Source organism: Wolbachia endosymbiont (group B) of Melanostoma mellinum (assembly GCF_947251465.1).
Taxonomy (GTDB): domain Bacteria; phylum Pseudomonadota; class Alphaproteobacteria; order Rickettsiales; family Anaplasmataceae; genus Wolbachia.
Window position 1 is genome coordinate 59113 of record NZ_OX366366.1, and the last position, 19984, is coordinate 79096.

Annotated in this window: 20 protein-coding genes and 2 pseudogenes; 9 read left to right on the plus strand and 13 right to left on the minus strand. The window is 35.3% G+C overall.

Annotation, left to right across the window (positions count from 1 at the left end; all coding sequences use genetic code 11):
- Position 1: 1 nt before the first annotated feature.
- From OPR42_RS00270 to OPR42_RS00280, 3 genes are all read right to left on the minus strand, one after another.
- The gene (locus OPR42_RS00270; protein WP_265041435.1) at positions 2-481 is read right to left on the minus strand and encodes a hypothetical protein; all 480 of its coding nucleotides are present in this window, start codon (positions 479-481) and stop codon (positions 2-4) included.
- A gap of 32 nt (positions 482-513) precedes the next feature.
- Positions 514-1734, minus strand: coding sequence for a DNA modification methylase (locus OPR42_RS00275; protein WP_265041436.1), 1221 nt, complete (start codon positions 1732-1734; stop codon positions 514-516).
- Between the two features lie 103 nt (positions 1735-1837).
- Entirely contained in the window at positions 1838-2302 is a 465-nt protein-coding gene (locus OPR42_RS00280) for a crossover junction endodeoxyribonuclease RuvC (protein ID WP_265041437.1), read from the minus strand.
- A gap of 217 nt (positions 2303-2519) precedes the next feature.
- Between OPR42_RS00280 and OPR42_RS00285 the strand changes: the two genes are divergently transcribed.
- Both OPR42_RS00285 and OPR42_RS00290 read left to right on the plus strand, forming a co-directional pair.
- Positions 2520-3752 carry a hypothetical protein gene (locus OPR42_RS00285; RefSeq protein WP_264376971.1) on the plus strand — a complete coding sequence of 411 codons (1233 nt, stop codon included), beginning with the start codon at positions 2520-2522 and terminating at the stop codon, positions 3750-3752.
- The gene (locus OPR42_RS00290; RefSeq protein ID WP_265041438.1) at positions 3718-4833 is read left to right on the plus strand and encodes a hypothetical protein; all 1116 of its coding nucleotides are present in this window, start codon (positions 3718-3720) and stop codon (positions 4831-4833) included. Before OPR42_RS00285 ends, OPR42_RS00290 begins: the two co-directional genes overlap by 35 nt.
- 776 nt (positions 4834-5609) lie before the next feature.
- Here OPR42_RS00290 and OPR42_RS00295 read toward each other — a convergent pair.
- Positions 5610-5873: pseudogene (locus OPR42_RS00295) on the minus strand (transposase); the annotation flags it as partial.
- Positions 5874-6056: 183 nt separating this feature from the next.
- Between OPR42_RS00295 and OPR42_RS00300 the strand changes: the two are divergent.
- Together OPR42_RS00300 and OPR42_RS00305 are read left to right on the plus strand one after the other, a co-directional pair.
- Positions 6057-6311 (plus strand): IS4/Tn5 family transposase DNA-binding protein, encoded by a 255-nt coding sequence (locus OPR42_RS00300; protein ID WP_265041439.1) that lies wholly within the window; start codon positions 6057-6059, stop codon positions 6309-6311.
- The gene (locus tag OPR42_RS00305; protein ID WP_265041440.1) at positions 6284-6781 is read left to right on the plus strand and encodes an IS4 family transposase; all 498 of its coding nucleotides are present in this window, start codon (positions 6284-6286) and stop codon (positions 6779-6781) included. Before OPR42_RS00300 ends, OPR42_RS00305 begins: the two co-directional genes overlap by 28 nt.
- Here OPR42_RS00305 and OPR42_RS00310 read toward each other — a convergent pair.
- The 9 genes and pseudogenes from OPR42_RS00310 to OPR42_RS00350 form a co-directional block, all read right to left on the minus strand.
- Entirely contained in the window at positions 6766-7173 is a 408-nt protein-coding gene (locus OPR42_RS00310) for a transposase (RefSeq protein ID WP_320157552.1), read from the minus strand. The two genes, OPR42_RS00305 and OPR42_RS00310, sit on opposite strands and share 16 nt — an antisense overlap.
- A gap of 67 nt (positions 7174-7240) precedes the next feature.
- Positions 7241-7519, minus strand: coding sequence for a transposase (locus OPR42_RS00315; RefSeq protein ID WP_265041442.1), 279 nt, complete (start codon positions 7517-7519; stop codon positions 7241-7243).
- Between the two features lie 63 nt (positions 7520-7582).
- Positions 7583-8126: pseudogene (locus tag OPR42_RS00320) on the minus strand (IS5 family transposase); the annotation flags it as partial.
- A 59-nt stretch (positions 8127-8185) separates the two neighbouring features.
- Positions 8186-10312 carry an AAA family ATPase gene (locus tag OPR42_RS00325; protein ID WP_265041444.1) on the minus strand — a complete coding sequence of 709 codons (2127 nt, stop codon included), beginning with the start codon at positions 10310-10312 and terminating at the stop codon, positions 8186-8188.
- A 31-nt stretch (positions 10313-10343) separates the two neighbouring features.
- Positions 10344-11537 carry a helicase RepA family protein gene (locus OPR42_RS00330; RefSeq protein WP_265041446.1) on the minus strand — a complete coding sequence of 398 codons (1194 nt, stop codon included), beginning with the start codon at positions 11535-11537 and terminating at the stop codon, positions 10344-10346.
- Positions 11534-12025: a hypothetical protein gene (locus tag OPR42_RS00335; protein ID WP_264687470.1), complete on the minus strand. Its 492-nt coding sequence runs from the start codon at positions 12023-12025 to the stop codon at positions 11534-11536. The genes OPR42_RS00330 and OPR42_RS00335 overlap by 4 nt, the downstream gene beginning before the upstream one ends.
- Before the next feature lie 33 nt (positions 12026-12058).
- Positions 12059-12865 (minus strand): AAA family ATPase, encoded by an 807-nt coding sequence (locus OPR42_RS00340; protein WP_264687469.1) that lies wholly within the window; start codon positions 12863-12865, stop codon positions 12059-12061.
- A gap of 34 nt (positions 12866-12899) precedes the next feature.
- Complete coding sequence (locus tag OPR42_RS00345; RefSeq protein ID WP_264687468.1) at positions 12900-13712, minus strand: ATP-binding protein; 813 nt, start codon at positions 13710-13712, stop codon at positions 12900-12902.
- Positions 13713-13764: 52 nt separating this feature from the next.
- Entirely contained in the window at positions 13765-14262 is a 498-nt protein-coding gene (locus tag OPR42_RS00350; protein ID WP_265041449.1) for a sigma-70 family RNA polymerase sigma factor, read from the minus strand.
- A gap of 251 nt (positions 14263-14513) precedes the next feature.
- Between OPR42_RS00350 and OPR42_RS00355 the strand changes: the two genes are divergently transcribed.
- From OPR42_RS00355 to OPR42_RS00375, 5 genes are read left to right on the plus strand one after another with little or no spacing between them, the layout of a single operon-like run.
- A complete protein-coding gene (locus OPR42_RS00355; protein ID WP_265041450.1) occupies positions 14514-15197 on the plus strand; it encodes a hypothetical protein in 684 nt (227 codons plus the stop codon).
- A gap of 2 nt (positions 15198-15199) precedes the next feature.
- Positions 15200-17134 carry a DUF4815 domain-containing protein gene (locus OPR42_RS00360; protein WP_265041452.1) on the plus strand — a complete coding sequence of 645 codons (1935 nt, stop codon included), beginning with the start codon at positions 15200-15202 and terminating at the stop codon, positions 17132-17134.
- An 11-nt stretch (positions 17135-17145) separates the two neighbouring features.
- Entirely contained in the window at positions 17146-18330 is a 1185-nt protein-coding gene (locus tag OPR42_RS00365) for a hypothetical protein (RefSeq protein ID WP_265041454.1), read from the plus strand.
- Entirely contained in the window at positions 18330-18524 is a 195-nt protein-coding gene (locus OPR42_RS00370) for a hypothetical protein (RefSeq protein ID WP_265014487.1), read from the plus strand. The genes OPR42_RS00365 and OPR42_RS00370 overlap by 1 nt, the downstream gene beginning before the upstream one ends.
- Positions 18521-19975, plus strand: a complete 1455-nt coding sequence (locus OPR42_RS00375) for a hypothetical protein (RefSeq protein WP_265041456.1) — start codon at positions 18521-18523, stop codon at positions 19973-19975. The genes OPR42_RS00370 and OPR42_RS00375 overlap by 4 nt, the downstream gene beginning before the upstream one ends.
- Positions 19976-19984: the final 9 nt, after the last annotated feature.

A 19984-nucleotide genomic window follows, 5' to 3' on the forward strand; every position in this document is an offset into this window, starting at 1 on the left:
TTTAAAACTTAATATTAGATAATTCTTGTAATGAGTTTGTAATCTCTTCAGTGAGCGCCATATGAATCTTTTCAGTGTCACTCAGTGATGCAAGCAGTGCTGAAACTCTATTTGGAATATTAAGCAAATTATTACGGACAACTCTTGCTACGTTAAATGCCTCACTTTTTACTTCTTCTACTGCTACAAGTTCTCCTATCTCAGCCTTAGCTTTCGCCTCAAGCAGTTTACCACGTTCCATCTCATTTTTTATTCGCGTTTTTAGCAACATTGTAGAAAGGTTATTTGTATTTTCGTTTTCTGGATTTTTCCTCCTCAGTGGCTGACTTGGATCTCTTATTGCCGCTACTGCTTCATTTGCTTGTTCTCGGTCGATCAAACCATCCTCCAACTTAACTATTCCTTTTTTTACTAAATAACAGACATATTGCTTTGAAACTCCTATCTCTCTTGCCCATTCTGTTTGTGTTATTTTTTTCACTTTTTTTTTCTTCTCTCTTTTTTGCCTATTTTTTACGAATTTTCTTCTTGAATTTCTGCAAAAGTTTTACCAGTACTGGCTAAAATGGCATCTCTTCCGGTATATATTTGCCAACGTTTTATGGTTACATCTACAAATTTTGAATCTAGCTCTATTGTCCTGCAAATTCTTCCTGTTCTCTCACATGCAATCATCGTGCTGCCAGAGCCGCTAAATGGATCAAGTACTATATCCCCAGGTCTACTGCTATTAACTATTGCTCTCTCCATTAGCTCTACTGGCTTCATCGTTGGGTGTAGTGTATTGTGCGTTGGCTTATCATAAAACCACAGATCACTTTGATTTCTTCCTCCATGCCACTCACGTTTATTACCGCTTTTCCATCCATAGAGCATTGCTTCGTATTGTCTTTGATAATCAGACCTGCCTAGCGTAAAATGATTCTTTGACCAAATGATAAATGTTGACCAACGACCACCTGCTTCTTCAAATGCTTTTTGTAAAGTTGAAAACTCTGATGATGATATGCAGATGTAAATTGCACCTTTCGTATATGCTAAAATATGGGAACAGATGTCATAGAGAAAAAGCTCATACTTTTCACCTTGATTATCGTTTAATATTTTTTTATCTTCTCTCTCTTGGCTACTACCATAATCAACGTTATATGGAGGATCACATACGGTAATATCTGCCATTTTACCATCTAAAAGCGCTTTATATGATTCAACTACAGAGCTATCACCACAATAGATTCGATGATCACCTAAAATCCAAAGATCACCTGGTTTTGTTATTTCTACCCTTTTTTCATCACCAACCAAGTCAGAAAAATCTTCTTTTTCACCATCTAAGTCATCAAGGAAATGTTGAACTTTTTCTAGCTCAAATCCAGTCATTTTAAGATCAAATTGTAAATCTTCTAACTCTTGAATTTCCACCTTCAAAAGATCATCATCCCACTTTGCCCAATTAGCTGATTGATTTGCCAGTAACCGAAAAGCTTTGGTTTGTGGTTCATTTAAATTATCACTTAAGACCACTGGAATACTCTCCATACCAAGTTTTCTTGCTGCTTTAAGTCTTAAATGACCATCAACCACAGTTCCATCGCTTTTTGCAACTATTGGTATACGAAAACCAAACTCCCGAATAGAAGCACACATTCTATTTACTACGTCATCATTTTTACGTGGATTACGCTCATATTCGACCAGATTTCGAGTAGGATAGTAGTGGATTGCTAAATTCATATCTTGATAGTTAAAAAGTTAATATTTAAAATATGTCTGACGCTAAAGAAGGCCTGGGGTCGAACCCACCAAACCCGCCAGTATGGCTGAAAGGACCCACTTTTTATGGTATTTTTAATACATTAAAATCTTTACTGAAATTCATAGCGTAGAACATTAATGCTAAAGCATCCGCTTCATTATCATCTCGAGGTGAAAAAACTTTTTCACGTATCGCTTCAATAACTTCACTTTTACTTGCATTGCCTTTGCCTGCTATAAAGCGTTTTATAGTTTTAACATTAACACCTTGGTAGGGAATATTGTTCTCTTCACACCAAGCAGACAGAACTGCGAGAAAACCGCCATAGCAATGCGCTGCATCAGTTCCTAGATGTCTTCTCACTTCCTCAAAATACACTGCAGAAATGTCTTTCAAAGAATTGAGCCAATTACGAAAATTCAAGAAGCACATGCCACCTCCGCTAAAACGGCTACCATGAAAACTTTTGCTTCCACTTTCAATTACTCCATTGGTTAGAATTGCCCAGCCTGTTTGTTTGCCAAGGTCCAGTGTTAGGGTTGACATTTATATTCAGAATTTGTTTTGCTAGAGTGCTATATAATATATATTCAGGATTTGAAAAATTTTTGTCCAAAAAATCTTCTTCTTAAGCAAACTTTTTAGAAAAAACTTGGTTAAAAATCAGTAAACAGCCCTTGCATAATTATTGGTCAAGACTTTCAGATTTCTATCTTAACTATTTAAATAGTCTATTATGTTATTATGGTGTGGTTAGTTTCTTATGAACATTTATCCAAATCGTAAATTTTGGGAAGATGATTTAGAAGTCCCTGTTAACCATTTGCTTGATCGTTTTCACAATACAAAAATACGTCAGTCTTGGATAGATTCACTTTCTGGTAAGCAATTAAATATTATTTTTCAAAACTCCTTTAAAGATAAATTAAACGCTCAACTCTTTGATGATGAAAGTTACGATAATACATCTGTACAATACAAACGTAAAGTGATTGCTAATTATTCCGATTCTCTCGTTACTTACTACTTGATTACCTGTTTTGACCGTGCAAAACTAGAAGTTACTGTCAGTGAAATTGCAAGATCTGCATTAACTACAGAACTCATGAAATCCTACCTTGTAAAAAATAATAATAAATATGATAAGAAGTCTTTGCTGTTTCTACTGTTTCATGCAGATTACAATCTTTTAAAGTCTGTCTATCACTTTGAAAAAATACAAAGAAAGAGTTTCATGTCTTTTGCCTTACAAAAAATACCAAGACGACCAAGTACTCCATTTAAGGACTTTATCTCAGAGGAAATCATACAACAAATACTGAAAGAAGATAACATTAAGAGAAATGACAGTTTCGAGAATCAACTACAAGGTTTCTTCTATCATCAGAATCGTTTATATGTGTTAATACGCAAAGCTAGCGATATAGATTTGTTGTTAAATTCAAACAAAGTCATTCATGGCCATAAGGCAGAGTGGATGATTTTGGATTTTCTACTAAATGGCACTCAGGTAGATCTTGGTGCTAGAAATATTGATCAAGCTATAGAAATAGCAAATAGCATTGCAAGTTGTTACTTTGGCTGCGAATGTATTTTTGTAGATGTGCAGGATAAAAATTTCGCGGAACAGGTGCATAAATTTATAGAAACTTGTATTAATGAATCTGATTCAAATATTCGTGTTTTTGAGTTAAAGTTTCAGTCAAATCGTTTCAATTACAGCTATACTAATATCACTTTGACTGTTGCTCCATATGATCCTATTGCACCGGAATTGCATGTTTTAAAGCCATTTGTAGGAAACATAGTGCCACTTATAGAGTCGATTAAAGTAATATTTCAAGGCAAAAAGATAGGCTTATTTTTCAAGCGAAGTGATGAGTATATAGCAATTTACTACTCTGAACATCCTCTGAATAAAAGGGAAAGAGAGGATTTTAAAGCATACATAAAACAATTTTATGGTCTTACAATCTTGCCAAGAGCAAATCTCTGATCTTCTTAATTCTGGCAGCTCTTGGGTTAACCCAAATCAAAATTACATCAAAGCAGCAAGGTATTTGTCAGATCTTGAATTAATTAAGATGCAAGAGAGGTCTTACATTATCTGCTCTCGTAGACAAGATAAATTAGATTGGCCAAATATAGTTGATCCATACTGTAACAATGAGATTTTCATTGATGAGGACTTTAACGAAGCATGCGATAATATAATTTGTGAAAATTGCAACCGTGATATTTTACCTAATACCTACAAGAAGCAAAGATTTCACCGCTTATCTGTATATTTTAACCCAGAGAAATTTATGAATTGGTTTGAAGGTCAGCTAAGTGATACAAATTTTATGTGGCAAAAAGTGGAAAGTGGAGTTTATCATGTTGGTGGACAAGGTAAGATTGTAAGTTTAATCATACTTGATTTTTGCACCAATCCAACATTCTTAACGATAGATAAGCTTAAAGCTAATCCAACTGTATTAATAATACTGAGAAAAAATCCATCAAACATACCTCTTGATTTGCCCATAGTAAAAATGGTTGACCTTTTCTTTCAGCATAAGACTTTAATTGAAGTATTACAAGAAGCAGCACAAAGAGGAGTACTAGAGTTCATACCAAATACTTCAATGCAAATCTTACATACTGCACTTAATCTAATTGAACCTTCTAAAGAGAAAGAATTACTAAAGTTGCAATTGATAGAGGGCTCACTTTACGTAAACAATATAGAGATTCTAAATAAGAAAGCTGTAGCATGTATGAAGGTTTTTCGCATATTATTTGAACAATTTTTGAATGATTGTAAAAAAGAATTACCTCCTGAAAAACACATGTTGCTTAGCATAACTGAAATAGAAAAGCGCCTAAATCTTGATCCAGAAGCAGATCCAGAACATCACATCAGAAAACCACTAAACACAATCCAAAGAACAATAAAAACCACCTTAGCTAAAAAATTAGGACTAAACATCGAACGTAATGATGTGATTCAAACAGTTGGTTGGCCTGGATCATCGCGTAGAGATTATGGTTACCGTATTAACCCTTTTACTTTGGTTATAAAAGCAACTCGTTAAGTTTTAGAGATACTAAATAACCAATTAAGCGCCATAAGTTACGTAAAATATCGAATATACAAATCTGTCTCATACATTAAAAAAATTTCTTTACAACTAAAGTAAAACGTGATAAAATTAACATAGGGTCTTTACTTCTAAGTTAGGATATGGTGTTAATCGGCTTTTAAGGGCTTTTATAAGCGTTCTTTAGGTCAAGGTGGTATAATTGTACCCTTGGGTCATAGAGTCTTTTTAAAACGCTATTATAAATTGTTTTGTCTTTCACTTTTAGGTCCTTCATCTTTTTTTTCAAGTTGTTCAAAATGCAATAGTAGGTTTTTCGTATTTTTGTCTCTGTGTTGTATTTCTATTAGTGACTACTTTTCCAAACTTCTTTCTTTTTGCTCAAAAGTTACTATGAACCATTACTATAGTTATTGTATTTTATATTAGTTTATTATTATATCATTTATTATTATTTATATATATATAATATATAAGATTCTCGGAAAGTGGAAATCAGCCACTGTAGCGGGTTTGAGTATTACCAAATTAGCTAAATTTTTTGGAAATGGAAACGTAATATTTCTTATATTAGATGGCTAAAAATCAACGAATTTCAATAGTTTAAGTGTGAATATACTCTAATTTCCAAATCTTGATAAATTTTCCGGAAATCATGGAAATTTGGTCGTGTGGAATTCATTTTTTGTTCTTAAAACCTTACTTTCAGAGAGACAAAATGAACCCACAAAACTTTCATAAGTAAGCTTTAAGTATTTTTTAGAGCCTGTTCATAATCTTTTGAGGAGCAAAGCAGTAAAAGCCAGAACGACCATTTGTAGGCTAGTGTTAAGTTTACGCTCGCAATTTTTCCACAACCGTCTACATTTTTCTAACCAAGCGAAAGAGCGTTCAACAACCCATCTCTTTGGCAGCACAACAAAAGAATGTAATTCACTTCGTTTTATTACTTCAACAGTTGCACCAATAGTCGTTTTTATTTGAGTTGCAAAATTTTCTCCTGTATAACCTGCATCAACTATAGTATTTTCTAAAATGAATGATAAATTTCCATTATGGTATTACCAACCAAAAGTTGTAAGTCTGTACATTTATACATTAGAGGTCTGAGGCGGCTTTTGATGGTATGCCAACAGTGTTCTATGGGATTCAAATCTCACTTTTACCCACAAATAAAAAAGTGAGTAAAATGGATACCAAATAAATTTGGGATTAAAATGAGTGAAGTAAGTACAAATGTGCAATATACTGATGGCTTAGGGGATAAATGGCTGGAAAGAGAGTTAAAACACGTTAATTTAGGAGATATAAGACTTAATAAGAGACTTATTAAAACAGGCTATTGTATAGAGGGTAAGGCGTCTGGATCAATTAATCAAAGCTGTAGTGGATGGAAAGAAGCTAAGGGTGCATACAGATTATTTAGCAATGAAAAGCTTAAGGATTGGAAGCTATTGATTGGACTTTGCTGACTAATGTACCAGTTAATAGCACTTTAGATGCTATAGAAAGGATAAATTGGTATAAGCTAAGATGGAAAATTGAGGAGTATTTCAGGGTTTTAAAATCAGGATGTAAAATAGAAAGCTCTCGTTTAACTACAAAGGAAAGGCTACAGAAATTAATTGCTATAAAGAGCATTATTGCATTTAAAATTTTATATTTAACAAAAGTCGCTTTATCAAATCCCATGGAAACCTGTACTAAAATTTTAAGCAATGAAGAGTGGAAGGCCCTTTTCATACGTGAGCATAAAGTAGCTACATTGCCAGAAGAACCTCCAAACATAAAACAAGCTATTATTTGGTTAGGAAAATTAGGTGGATTTATGAATAGAAAAAGTGATAATTTACCAGGGGCTATGACTCTATGGCGGGGCTATGAAAATCTTAAGGAGAGCATAGTTATGCTTCACATCATGACCTCTCAAAATTGTGGGTAAAAGTGAGGATTCAAATCTGGTGAATATGTTGGAAGATACAGCACATGACAGCCAAAAGACTCTATTAATGATTTTGTTTTAGTGGTCTTATGAAATGTAGCATTATCCATAACTATGGTTGTGCCAAGTGGCAATTTAGGTAATAACATCTTCTCCAACCATGTATTGAATACCTCTTTGTCACACCCACCTTTGAAAGTCATTGGTGCAATAAATCTCATTCCAATCCACCCGGCTACTATACTGATTCTCTCTCGAGTTCTCCCTGGAATATCTGCATAAATTTTCTTTCCTCTTGGAGCACGTCCATATTCTCGGTATAACTTATTATCAACTCCTGCTTCATCTATATATAAGATGCTGGAATGGTCTATTTTTGAGATTTTATCAATAAATTGCTGCCTATCGTCTTGATTGCGCTCTTGATATAGTGTGACTTTTTTTTAAAGTAATTTTTAGCTATTTTAGTCTATACCAAATTGAATTTATTCCAAATCCAAGATTTTGTTTCATCTCTGCCAGAGTATGATCTGGATTCTTTGTAACATATTCTTCGAGAATTTTTGGGTCTATTTTTCGAATAAAGCTACCGTTTTTAGATGGCTTTAGGCTTTCACCAGCAGCTTTCTTTTTTAACCAGCGGTACAGAGTTGCTATTCCTATCTCCATTAGCTCTGCTATCTCAACCTTTGTCTTCCCTTTTTCTATCATCAATACTGCCTTTTCCCTTAAATCCACACTATATGCCATTATAACTCAAATACTTTATTATACCTTTATCATTTGCTTTGGGAAATACTATAGTATATTGTGAACTTCGGAAAGATTTTTTCTTGCTTTACAAATCATCTCTACAGCAGCATTACGATCTCCGATATTAGCTGTAGTAATATAAATTGCGTGTGGCAAACCTTGTGTATCTACTGCAATATGACGCTTTATTCCTGAAATTTTCTTACCGGCATCATAACCTTTTTCCTCAGCAGTATCGGTATTTTTTACACTTTGGGCATCAATGATGCAGAAGCTTGTTTTGGTATTCCGACCACTGTTGTAACGAACCTCTCCAACTAATTTTTTTTAAGACAACTTCTAGAACACTTTCTCTATCTTCATTCGGTTTTTTACTCCATCTCTTGAAGTAATCGTAACAATTGCGCCATTTTGGGAACTCTTTTGGCAGCATTCGCCACTGACAGCCACTTTTTAGCACATAAAGCACACCGCAAAATAACTCATATAAATCTAGTCTTCTTGGCTTTGTTTTCTTTCGCACACTTTCTAAGATTGGTCTAATCTTTTCGAATTTTTCACAACTTATATCACTTGGATATGTATTTCTCATAGTTTACCTCATATCAACTATACCTCATCTTACCATATTCATAGATCACGTACAGGCTCTTAGAAGTTACCTATTTCAAACCTTCCTGCACCTAGCTTAAACTTACCTTCTCCTCTGGCAAAAGAACCAGTTTTGATATCAAGCCATTTATCCTCTTTTGAGTTTGTAGCCATACCTTTTACTATTTTTCTTTCGTTTAATAGTTCCTGTGCTAAACGTTCAAGTCTATGCCTACTAACACCATGAAATGCAGCTGGTAATCTATGCCGTTGTTGAAACACTCCTGGTCCACCTGTATGAGTAAACGGATGACCTTCTTCTGCTGACACTGCAATAGCTTGCATCAGTATCTTTTTTAAGTATTCATCAGATAATTTTCCAAGCTTAAATTCCTCAGATATATCCTCAAGCAAGCCAGTTGAGGAGCGTAAGTAAGTTCTTATATTCCTATCTGTTGCTCCATTAGACTTAACTATAGCTCCTTGGTATACTGCATTATTAACTTTACTAACCTTTAATGTATTAAACACAGTATTCTGATGCTCTTTTGAAGCAGGCCATAATGCAAAAGAACACCTAACTCCATCAACAAGTGCAGTTGTACCTCTTATCGCATCTCTTGCCTGTTCCACAGTCGTAATCGGTTCACTGCACTTGGGTTTTCTCATATGATGTGCTACAATTACAGCTGCTCCTGTTTCATTTGCTAAGTTTGCAAGTAACCCCATTGCGTAATATCCCATTTCTGGATCTGAGTTTATATTAGCATGGACAAATGATACTAGTGGATCAAATACTATTAGTTTTAGATCTTTTACTTTATCTAATTGTCTACAGATGTCTTCAAATTTATCTGAAGTTTCAGGACATTTACCACGCATGTTGCTTTTCACTATAGAAAAGGGCTCTCCCGTATTTGGAATAGGTATAATAAATAATCGATTTTGATATTCTGCTCTCTTGCTACTAGGATCAAGACGATCAAGACGACGGTGTATCTCACCTGCATCATCTTCTGCTGAAAAAATCACTACTGATCCATGCTCTGTAACAAGGGAACCAAAACCACATATCTGATCTGCATCACTTGCAACCTTAAGTGCCAAGTCAAGGAGTAGCATACCTTTACCTGTATCTCCCATAGCAGCTACTATTGAGGTAACACCTAAAGGAAATAAACCTTCAACAAGAAACCTTTGTATTGGTACTGAACCTAAATAACGACTCACACTCCAGTCTAAAATGTTAAGCGGCTGTTTTGTAGATCTTTCTAAACTTTTCATATTTGAAGTATTTGGAATGTCAGTAGATGGGGTATCAATAGTAAGTAAAGGAGTTGAAGCTAAAAATTCTTCAATGCTTATACCCTCCTTTACACAATCAGCAGCATCCCAACCTTTCGGCCTATCTTGTGGTATCTTAAGCTTAACAAGTGATGCAACTCCAAGATCTAACAGCTTTTTTGCAGCATTTTCAGCATATCGTTTGCCTGCTTCATCATTATCTGGCCATATAATAATGTGTTTACCTTTAAGTGGAGTCCAATCTGTCTTCTCAATAGGTGCATTTGCTCCTGACATTGCTGTTGTTGCAGTTATTCCTTTCTCTATCAGCGCTTCTGCACACTTTTCTCCCTCAACAAGAATAACTTTATCGGATTTCAAAATACCTGGAATATTATATAGTGGCCTTATCTCTGGTACACTAAAGGTGGATTTTTTGATATCAAAAGGAAGATATCTCTTTCCACTATCATCATCATAACGATATACTCTAACAAGAGCTTGGCCTTTTTCATCGTAATAATCCCAATATGCAGTTGGACTACTTGAATTCTTGAAATGACCAAGCCACTCAGCTATAGAAGCCATTACTTCAGGAAACTCTATTCTTGTACTTTTTCTATTTACTCCCGCCCAAAGGTCGATAATGTCACCACCTTCTCCTGTTGCAAAATCATGCCATAGGCCAGCTTCACTGCCACTTAATTCTACTACTAGACTCTTTCCTTTATCACCTTGTACATTGCCTACATAAAACTTATCACCACGAAAAATCCCTCTTGGCAATAGATAAGAAAGGCATGATCTGATATTTAACAGAAGCTGAGCTTTAAGCTGTTCTTTTTCTACTAACGATGCATTTTTTCGTGAAGCTGCAGTATTAAAATTGCAATAGATATCCATAAAATCCTCTGAATATATTTTCAATTTAAAACTAAGCGGTAGCTATAACTTTAGAAGTCTTCCAACATCCATTAACTTTGCGAATGTATTTTGTCATAGGCTTGCTATTTCTAAGTTCATACACCACTTTCAGAGTATTTGTACGTTCGTTTGGTTTAAATATAACGATGCCAGATGTATAAACACTTCTCAAAATGTTTGAGCCGCTTAAAGCTTGAAATGGATTTTTCTCCAATACAGTCGAAGACACTTTTTTGGTACAATGTGTGAGCACTATCCCGGCCATAGGATTAGTTATTGAACGTAATTTCTCCATGTCACTTCTTACAAAAGAGATTATCTCCCTATAATCGAGAAAAGAATCAATAACAATAAGATCTACCGTTTTTGCATCAAGTTTCTCTGTTATTATTGCTCTTACCTCTTCAGAATTTAAAGTTAATGGCATTTTATTGGTAATAAATAAATTTTCTTTCCAAAGATTTTGATCAATTTTAAGCTGAAGTAAGCGTTCTTTCATATCACCATATTCCATCTCGTTTTGCAGACAAAATATTTTTAATGGTCTTGGAGACTTCATGTTGAGAAACGGCACTCCTGATGCCATATGTGCTAATAAAGAAAGAAGAAAATTACTTTTTCCTATTTTTGGAGTTCCACCTATCACCAAAAGACCGCCTGGAGTTAAAATTCTTGGACCTATTATATCTTTTGGCATTGGTGATTTATCATTTAAGTAATGCCTTGCTGAAAACGATGTAACTTTATGTTCTGTTGTGTTTTCTTTAGTATTTAACCACTTCTTAGCGGAATTTATATCACCTTTAACTAAAGTCCAAAGATCAATAATGTCACCACTAGTCCCTTTGGTAAAATTACGCCAATTTCCAGCTTCTTTACCCACTATTTTAACTGTAATCATATCCCCGTCACAGTTGCCAACATAAGTCCTCTCTCGATAAAAATTACCGTTTGGAATTAGGTAAGGTACACACTCCTTAATATTATCAATCAATAATCCTTTTATTTCCTTTCTATGCATAAAACCCCCATACATACTTTTCATACGCTTAGAGCTGAGATTAGCTAACTCACAAACAGTTTCAAAAGACTCTGAATCAAACCATCTAATTGCTTCTTTCTTTAGCTCTGGATTTTTTCCTGCTGCATCTTTGATAGCTCTCTCAATTACAGCAATCCAGAGCTTCTCTTCGTCGTACTTCAAAATGGCACCCAATCAACTTCAGGTTGCTCTGGGATAATAACCGTAGCAATCTTGTTTTTTTCTCCATATCGATCAGCTTCAATACCAACTTTTGCAGTAAACTCTAACCCGTTAAAATCAGCTATAGAGTTGATTTTTCTAGCAATAACTGCTTTCTCTGAAGTGTCATGTGCATGAATATTTCGTGCTGACTCTAAAATACTTCTAAGCATAGAACGTCCAGATTCTCCCCAAGTATCTTCTCCTTCAACGCTTGCTTTGCCACTTTTAATACCAATTACTTGAAAAATCTTGCGTTTTGCATATGGACCTTCAGTGACAGTAAATTCAACGTTTAAATAGATGCTGCCAGTAGTGTAGCTTTTAGTGAACCAATTTTCATAACCTCCTGGTTTAATTGCCATTTTTACCTTGACTATTGTACCTTTTGGTATTAAATTACTTTGTAATTTTGCAGTATTAAAATCAGTTAAAAAATCTGATAACATATTGTCTCCTATAAATTAAGTGAAAAAAAGGAATCAACTCCATTGGTCTGCAAGCTTCCAACGACCATCTATCTTATCAACAAGCTTACTTGCTACACGTTCACCATTACGAAGCTCAAATACTATTTGACGGACAGTGCTTTCCTCATCATGAGCAAACATCACCATGCCAGTGCTATAAAATCCACGTAAAGATCCAGCACCGCTTAGGCCTTGAAATGGATCTTCTTCCAGCATCTTTTTCGATAATTTTTTTGTGTGGTGAGTGAGTATTATGCCCGAATCTGGATTGATAACATTTCTCAGTCTTTCAAGCGTTTTTTGCAAAAAGAATAGCATAGCGCTATTGTCATTTTCATTGCCATATTCACTTGAGTTGAAGATGTTGCGAAGAGGATCGATTGCAATAATATCAGGTTTAAAACGCTCTTTAATAACATTTTTAATTTCATCTATTTCTTCACTGCTGAAAGATAATTGTACTCTTGGTGTAATGATTAAGTTATTGGCAGCTATATTCAAAAGTTCGTTATCCAGTTGAAGTTGTTGCAAACGTTCTTTCATATATTCATATTCAATTTCAGTTTGCAGATAGAAAATTTTCATAGGTTTGCTTGGAGTCATACCCAAAAATGAAACTCCAGCAGCCATGTAAACAAGCCAAGAGATCAAAAAGTCGCTTTTGCCAATCTTAGGTGGGCCACCCAGTACTAATAGACCTCTTTTAGTTAGAATCCTTGGTGCGATTATATCTTCTGGTATTGGCGATTGATCATCCAAGTATTCTTTTACACTGAAAAAGGGAATTTTTTGAGTAATGGTGAAAAAGTCTTGTAACATATATAACCTCTAAAAGTTAACTTTGAGTAGAAATTTAAGCAGCAGTAGCAAAAGCCTTAGCTTTAATTTTCGCAAGTAAATTACCCAGATGCGGTTCTTCAACCATATTCAGGCAGCCACTGCGATCTTTAGCAGGGTATCCCCAAGTATTAATAGTCTGACAGACAAATGAACGTTTTTCTGTGCCATCATCTTTCTTGATTCCAACCATGCTGATTACCTCATCAACTATCCCTGGAATCTCACTAGCAGTTTTAGCCCCTTCACATTGAGGTAGCCATGTTGAACGATTACAGTCATCGAGATATTGACCTAGTGTGCCAACTATGATGATGTCTTTATCTCTGATATGTTGAAACTGATTGAGCCAAGCCATCATCTCTTGAGCAAGCAACCCATAAGCAGCTCTTTTATCTTCTTTTCCTGATCTATCAGAAAAAGCTTCAGGTTGCATCCTTGCCCATAATAGACATAAACGTGAAGCAACGGTTATACTATCCACAAAGATGCATCGGTATTTAGACACTTCAGAAAGAAGATCTTTGTGCTTGCTACAGACATGCTCATAGTGTTTCTGACTATACGCCTGATCAGATTTTAGTGCAGGGTTCGGACCACCAATTAGGCAGGCAATATCCCGAGCTTGATTCCAAGTACGAACACTAATTGAATCTCCCTGCCAATCTTGAACAGCAAGCAGACCTGCTTCAAAGTCAAGACATAGTGTTGGTTCACTTATAGTCTTTAAGAGGCTGGTTTTACCAATACCGTAAGGACCAAAAATTACTACTTTTATGCCTGTAGTTGTTTTCAATCTTTCATTATTGTTTAAAATTTTAAAAGTCATTTATTCACCTCAATGGTATATGTTATATATTCAGGAAAGGTAGAATTTATGTTCAATTTTTCTTTTTGCCCTTGTAGTAGATGGAAGAGAGTTTTATACGTATTTTTCTTACCATAGTATTTAAAGTAGTTCTTGATATGTTATTCATCTTAGCAACTTCATATAAGTTAAAGTACTTGAGTTGCTCGCATATCTTTTGCATCTTTCTTGGTAGTGTTGAAATCATGTAATCTACATCAGTACGTTTCGCTACTTCATCTTCAAAAGCTTCTGTTTTCTCAATATTGATGTAGTTATTAATATTGCGTTTTATGCATAGTTGTTTCTCCAATAAGTTATTGGCACGACGTTCAGTTAATCTTGCTACAAAAGTGTTAAAGCTACCTTTACTTTCGTCATATCTATCAAGATAAGTCCAAATTTCACAGAAGAGTTCTTGCTCAAGATCTTCATGAGTTTCATGAGTAAAGCATTCAAAAAGTTTTAATCTCCTAGCTTGATAGCGTATATTTTGAACAACTATAGGATCAACACCTGTTTTTAGTTTCATAACTTTTCCCTAAAACAATTAATGCTTTAAGGATGAGAACTTATAGGTGCACTTTGTAGGACAGGAGCAAAAATAAATAATATAGATGCAATTTTTAAACTATTGATATTCTATTGTTTTTTTTCGAGAATAATACACATCCAAATTTAAATAATACTGTAACAAAAAATTAGGCAAAAATTCATTTTTTTTGGACAAAAATTTTCCAAATCCTGAATATATATTATATAAGCCTTTCAAACTCATCACAGGTGTCAATTCTTACACAATCAGGAAGAGCAGCAATAGCAGCAAGTATAAAAGAGCAGTCTATCCACCTTGCTTGGGGAACAGGTGATACGAGCTGGGAAAGTAGCCATCAGGTCGAAAAAGTTTTTATTGAGGGTGAAATAGCTCTAGATCACCACACTATTAAAGATGTAAGGGTTTTTATAGGACAAACAGTGTATCAATCCAGTATTGACTATATAGTTGAGAGCAGTAGTGGTATAATAAAACGTACGAAAAACAGCTCTATTGTAGAGAATAGTACAGTAACTATAGAATACATTCAAGACACACCACCAGAGTCCATTACATCTCAAAAACTGCTCAATGAGCTTGGCAGACGTACTGCAGATGAAGTTCTCTTTTGCACAGGTGATGAGAATGGAGAGCTTTTGACTCCAACAGGGAGGTTTAGGTCCTCAAATGTACCAACCAATAATTTATACCTTAAATTTACTTTCGATTTCACGAACGCAGCAAATCAAGTTATACGGGAATTAGGAGTTATGGTTGGTACTAAAATAAAAGAAGGATTACCTGAAGGACAGAGATATTTCGAGCCAAAAGACGTGGAAAATACTGGAATTTTGTTAGTTTTAGAACATACCGTACCACTTATCAGAACTGCAGCAACCAGGGAAACTTTTTCATTTGTAGTGACTTTTTAACTATGACACTGAGTAGCTATTATAACCGCTTTAATCCTGACAAAGAATACGAAAAAAGCTTATTTCTTGCTGGAAGAGGTCTACAGTCTGCAGAATTAAATGAGACTCAGGAGTATGCTCTTTCTAAGCTTAAAGGCATAGGAGATGCAATATTTCGTGATGGTGATGTTGTAACAGGAAGTAATTGTATTATAGATAGAGAAACTGGTAAAGTTACACTTGAATCAGGAAAAATCTATCTTCGTGGAGCAGTTAGAAAAGTCGAAAAAGAAGAGTTTGTTGTTCCTCTTAATACTATAGTTCGTATCGGTGTTTATTACGTAGAATCTACGATTACAGAACTTGAGGATGAAAATCTTCGTGATCCTGCAGTTGGTACAAGAAACTATCAGGAAGTAGGAGCTGCAAGGCTTAAAGTTTCCACCATTTGGGGTTATCAAGCAGAAGGTCTTTCTCCACGTTTTTCTGAAGGAGAATTTTACCCAATTTACCATATTGAAAATGGAGTATTGATAGAACATTCACCACCTCCACAAGCAAATATAGTAACCACAGCTCTTGCTCGTTATGACAAAGAAGCAAATGGTTCCTACGTCGTAAATGGTCTTGAAGTAATGTTCCTGCAAAAGGAAGAGGGAGAAGGAGGAAAAAAAATATTTGTGATTAATGAGGGCAAAGCTCATGTTGATGGCTATGAGATTGAACTTCCTCACAGTATTCGTGTTTCTTTTGATGAAGATCCGGATATAAAATCAGTTGAATCAGAACCACATACTTTTCAGCCAAATAGCCAAAGAGTAATGGAACTGAAGGTTAATGATTTTCCAATAAGTGAAATCAAAAAAGTAGATATAACTGTTCAAAAAACTATTACCATTACTCACGGTTCATATTCAGGAGCCATTGATCCGATACCTGACTCTGCAGTACTTGAAATTATTCAAATTAAACAAGGCAATGTTATTTATGAAAATAGTATAGATTACAAATTAAACGCAGGAAACGTTGATTGGTCATTACCTGGTAAAGAGCCAGCTCCTGGAAGTAGTTATCAAATAACTTACCGCTGTCGTACTCATGTAAGCCCTGAAGATATAAGTGAAGAGGGATGTAAAGTAAGAGGTGCCGTTGATAACAGCTTGGTTCTGGTTGATTACACCTGGAAAATGCCCCGCTATGATTTAATTACTATCGATAGCAAAGGAGTAGTAAGGAGAATAAAAGGTATAGCTCACCCTTGGCGACCATCAATGCCTAAAGCGCCCTCTGGACAACTTTTGCTCTGCTACATTCATCAGACGTGGAAAAACGGAGAAAAAGAAGGGGTAAAAATAGTGAATAATGCTATTCATGCTGTACCGATGAATGAGCTTGAAGCAATGAAAAAAGGAATAAATGATCTTTATGCTCTGGTTGCCTATGAACGTCTACGCAATGATGCAAATTCAAGAGAACCTACTACCAAAAAAGGAGTATTTGTTGATTCGTTCTTTGATGATGATATGCGTGATCAAGGAATTTCACAGTCTGCAGCAATAGTAAATAGAGAGCTAGTTCTGCCAATAGATGTAGAAGTTGCAGATATTGAAAAAGGTGGGGAAAGATATCTTTTGCCTTATAAACTTGAACCGGTACTGGAGCAGCTTTTACAGACCAAAGGAGAAAAGATCAATCCATATCAAGCTTTTGATCCAGTCCCGGCGCAAATTACTCTAAATAAAAACATTGACCACTGGACAGAGGTTACCACGAATTGGAAAAGTCCAGTAACTAGAGTGTTTAATACTAGAGAAACAACAGAGCTATTGTCAAGTAATTCTTATGAAACTGAATTTATGCGAGAAGCAGTACAGAATTTTGAGATCGAAGGCTTTGAGCCAAATGAAAAGCTCAAGGAGGTGAAGTTCGATGGTATCTTCATTCAGCCTACTGCGTAAGAGGTAAAAATATGCTCACAGCCAACAACCAGGGAAAATTAAAGGGAAAGATAAAAATCCCAGCAAATATTACAGCAGGTACTAAATTAGTACAGTTTTATGGGGATAAAGGAAGCTATGGAGAGGCAACTTATACTGGTAAAAAAACAATTACCATAGAAGAAAGAAGAAGAGTGATCTCAGCAAGACGAGTTGATCCTTTAGCGCAAACATTTACTCTAAATGAAAGCAGGCACATAGGAGGTCTAGAGTTATGGTTTATAAATAGAGGCAAAAAACGTGTTGCTGTGCAGATTAGAGAAACAGCAGTGGGAATGCCCTCACAAACTGTCATTGCTGAAAGCTATATTGAGCCAAAAGATATAAAGATAGATGGCACAGCAACACGTATAAAGTGGTCACCAGTGTTTTGCCATGCAGGAGAGGAGTATGCAATAGTACTGCTTACTGATGATCCTGGTACTGCAGTCAAAATAGCAGAACTTGGCAAATATGATGCAGTAAATAGCCGTTGGGTAACAAGTCAGCCATATCAAGTAGGAGTATTACTTTCATCTAGCAACGCAAGTACTTGGACACCACATCAAAATTTAGATCTAACTTTTAGGCTTTTAGCAGCGAAGTTCACTGAAAATTCTCACGTTATTGATCTTGGTAAAGTTACTGCAAATAACGTATCAGATTTAATTGTTTTGACGAACGTCGAAAAAGTAGCATTTGATACCAATGTAGAATTTATTCTGACAGATGAAGAAGGAAAAGAAAATTTTCTATCTGATAACTTGCCGCTCGCGCTGCGTGAAAGACTATCTGGAGAGTTAACAGTAAAGGCAAATTTAAAAGGGTCAAAAGAAAAAAGTCCAGTGCTATATCCTGGGTTACAGCTAGTTCTAGGTAATCTTTCAGAGTCCGGAGATTATGTAACGAGAAGCATTACAGCAGGAGCTAACACCAAGATCACCATAACATATGATGCGCTAATACCTGGCACTGCAGATGTAAAAGCATATGTGCAAAAAAATGTGGATTGGCAATTAGTAAATTTAACATCAGGAAAACCAATAGGGGAAAATTGGGTAGAGAGAACTCATGTGCTATCAAATTTTAATGCTAGTGAGACTAGAGTAAAATTAGTTTTGAGTGGTACGGTTGTCTATCGCCCTAAGGTAAAAAATCTCAGAGTGATTGTCACATAATGACTGTTGACCAAGCCAAACGAGGATATCCACTGCCTCATCCAGAAAATATTGCAGTTCAAGATGTGGTACGTATTCGAAGAGCTATAGAAAAAATAGATGAAGATATTACCGAAAGAGAAGATGAGCATAATCAACTAAAAAATAATTTTAAACGATTTAGATTTGAAACTTTTTTGAATTTTTGGGAATGAAAGAAGCAATAGAAGCGTTACATCAAAGGATAAAGGATTTAGCAGCAAGTAGCACACCTGATCAACTGGCATATCTTGCAAAATCGCTGGAATTGATAGCAGATAAAAAAGCTATTGCTGACATTGTACAGATGACTGAGGTAAAAGAGATAATTGATGCACTGCAAGGAAGGCTTAAGGATTTAGCAGCAAATAGTACACCAGATCAACTTGCATATCTTGCTAAGGCATTGGAATCAATAGTCGATAAAAGTTCGGTTTCTGAAATTGTGCAAATGACAGATGGAAAGTTGAAAGAACTTCTAAACGCTGCAAGATCACATTTGAATGACATAAATACCAATAAGGAAAATTCAATATCGTCCATAACTGCAGCAAAAACAGAGTCTGTCAATGAAATTAACAAGCTTAGGGATAATTCCTTAAACACTTTAAAAGCATCATCAGATTCGCATATATCACTACTTGATACGAGAAAGAATGCCAATATTGCAGCAATAAATAGCATTAGTAACAGTCATAAAGATGGTCTTAAAGGTTTAGTAGAAGATTTTCGTGCTGTTAATAATGTACCACCTGGCTCATCAATTATAGGAGAAATAGAAACTCGAATTAAAAACATCTCTAATGAGGTAAAAACTCTGGATGAACAATTAAAAGCGTCTCTTATAAATGAAATAAGAAAGCGCAACATGGTTGAATCAGGGTCATTACCTTTCTTATTTGGTGTACTTGGCAGAAAAAATAATTATTTTGGCCACGGAACTTTTACGACAGAGCTTGGAAAGTGGAGTAGTGATATAACAAAAACTGACTATATGTTACAACTACTAGCAGGTAGCCATACGTACAATACAGATTACGTTAGTTTTTATCGGCCAAGACAACTAAGTTTTATAGAGGGAAGTAAAGGAACATTTATTTACGGAGAGTTATGCACAAAAAGTTTTTCTGGTAGTTATGATGAGATATACTATTACCCATATGCTGCACTTGGAGTAGTATTTGTAAAAAATACAACCAATGTGAACATAAATAAAGCAATAGAATTTGTTGGATCATCATATTCGAGTACGGAGTATGGGGGTGCAGGATTATTTTTGGGAACTCCTGATAATACCAGTAAGTCAAGAATCTCTAAAATAATGTGGAAAAATATTTACCAATACACAAGTTCTGATAGCAAATTAGCCGGATCTGGCAACGTAGAAATTCCAGCAGGAAAAACAGTTGCAATATTACTTTACACATCGTCTTATTTATATTCCAGAACAAAAGTTAGTGAAGGTGTGCTCTCAGGTAATGTATATACCTATGGTCAATTTATCCAGTGGGGAATTTATAACATACGTAGCAATTTTCTCACCACAGGACTTGAGGTGGACGTAGAGAGAACGCTAAGAGCTTGGCAATGTCCAGGATTAGATGCCACCCACAAAATTTGGAATTGATACTAGAAA

Bases quoted from the DNA above. Each gene is read 5' to 3' on its own strand.
- OPR42_RS00375 (WP_265041456.1), top strand. From the start codon at position 18,521: ATGAAAGAAGCAATAGAAGCGTTACATCAAAGGATAAAGGATTTAGCA.
- OPR42_RS00325 (WP_265041444.1), bottom strand. From the start codon at position 10,312: ATGGATATCTATTGCAATTTTAATACTGCAGCTTCACGAAAAAATGCA.
- OPR42_RS00350 (WP_265041449.1), bottom strand. From the start codon at position 14,262: ATGAAACTAAAAACAGGTGTTGATCCTATAGTTGTTCAAAATATACGC.
- OPR42_RS00300 (WP_265041439.1), top strand. From the start codon at position 6,057: ATGAGTGAAGTAAGTACAAATGTGCAATATACTGATGGCTTAGGGGAT.
- OPR42_RS00290 (WP_265041438.1), top strand. From the start codon at position 3,718: ATGGTCTTACAATCTTGCCAAGAGCAAATCTCTGATCTTCTTAATTCT.
- OPR42_RS00365 (WP_265041454.1), top strand. From the start codon at position 17,146: ATGCTCACAGCCAACAACCAGGGAAAATTAAAGGGAAAGATAAAAATC.
- OPR42_RS00360 (WP_265041452.1), top strand. From the start codon at position 15,200: ATGACACTGAGTAGCTATTATAACCGCTTTAATCCTGACAAAGAATAC.
- OPR42_RS00275 (WP_265041436.1), bottom strand. From the start codon at position 1,734: ATGAATTTAGCAATCCACTACTATCCTACTCGAAATCTGGTCGAATAT.
- OPR42_RS00285 (WP_264376971.1), top strand. From the start codon at position 2,520: ATGAACATTTATCCAAATCGTAAATTTTGGGAAGATGATTTAGAAGTC.
- OPR42_RS00370 (WP_265014487.1), top strand. From the start codon at position 18,330: ATGACTGTTGACCAAGCCAAACGAGGATATCCACTGCCTCATCCAGAA.
- OPR42_RS00280 (WP_265041437.1), bottom strand. From the start codon at position 2,302: ATGTCAACCCTAACACTGGACCTTGGCAAACAAACAGGCTGGGCAATT.
- OPR42_RS00345 (WP_264687468.1), bottom strand. From the start codon at position 13,712: ATGACTTTTAAAATTTTAAACAATAATGAAAGATTGAAAACAACTACA.
- OPR42_RS00335 (WP_264687470.1), bottom strand. From the start codon at position 12,025: ATGTTATCAGATTTTTTAACTGATTTTAATACTGCAAAATTACAAAGT.
- OPR42_RS00340 (WP_264687469.1), bottom strand. From the start codon at position 12,865: ATGTTACAAGACTTTTTCACCATTACTCAAAAAATTCCCTTTTTCAGT.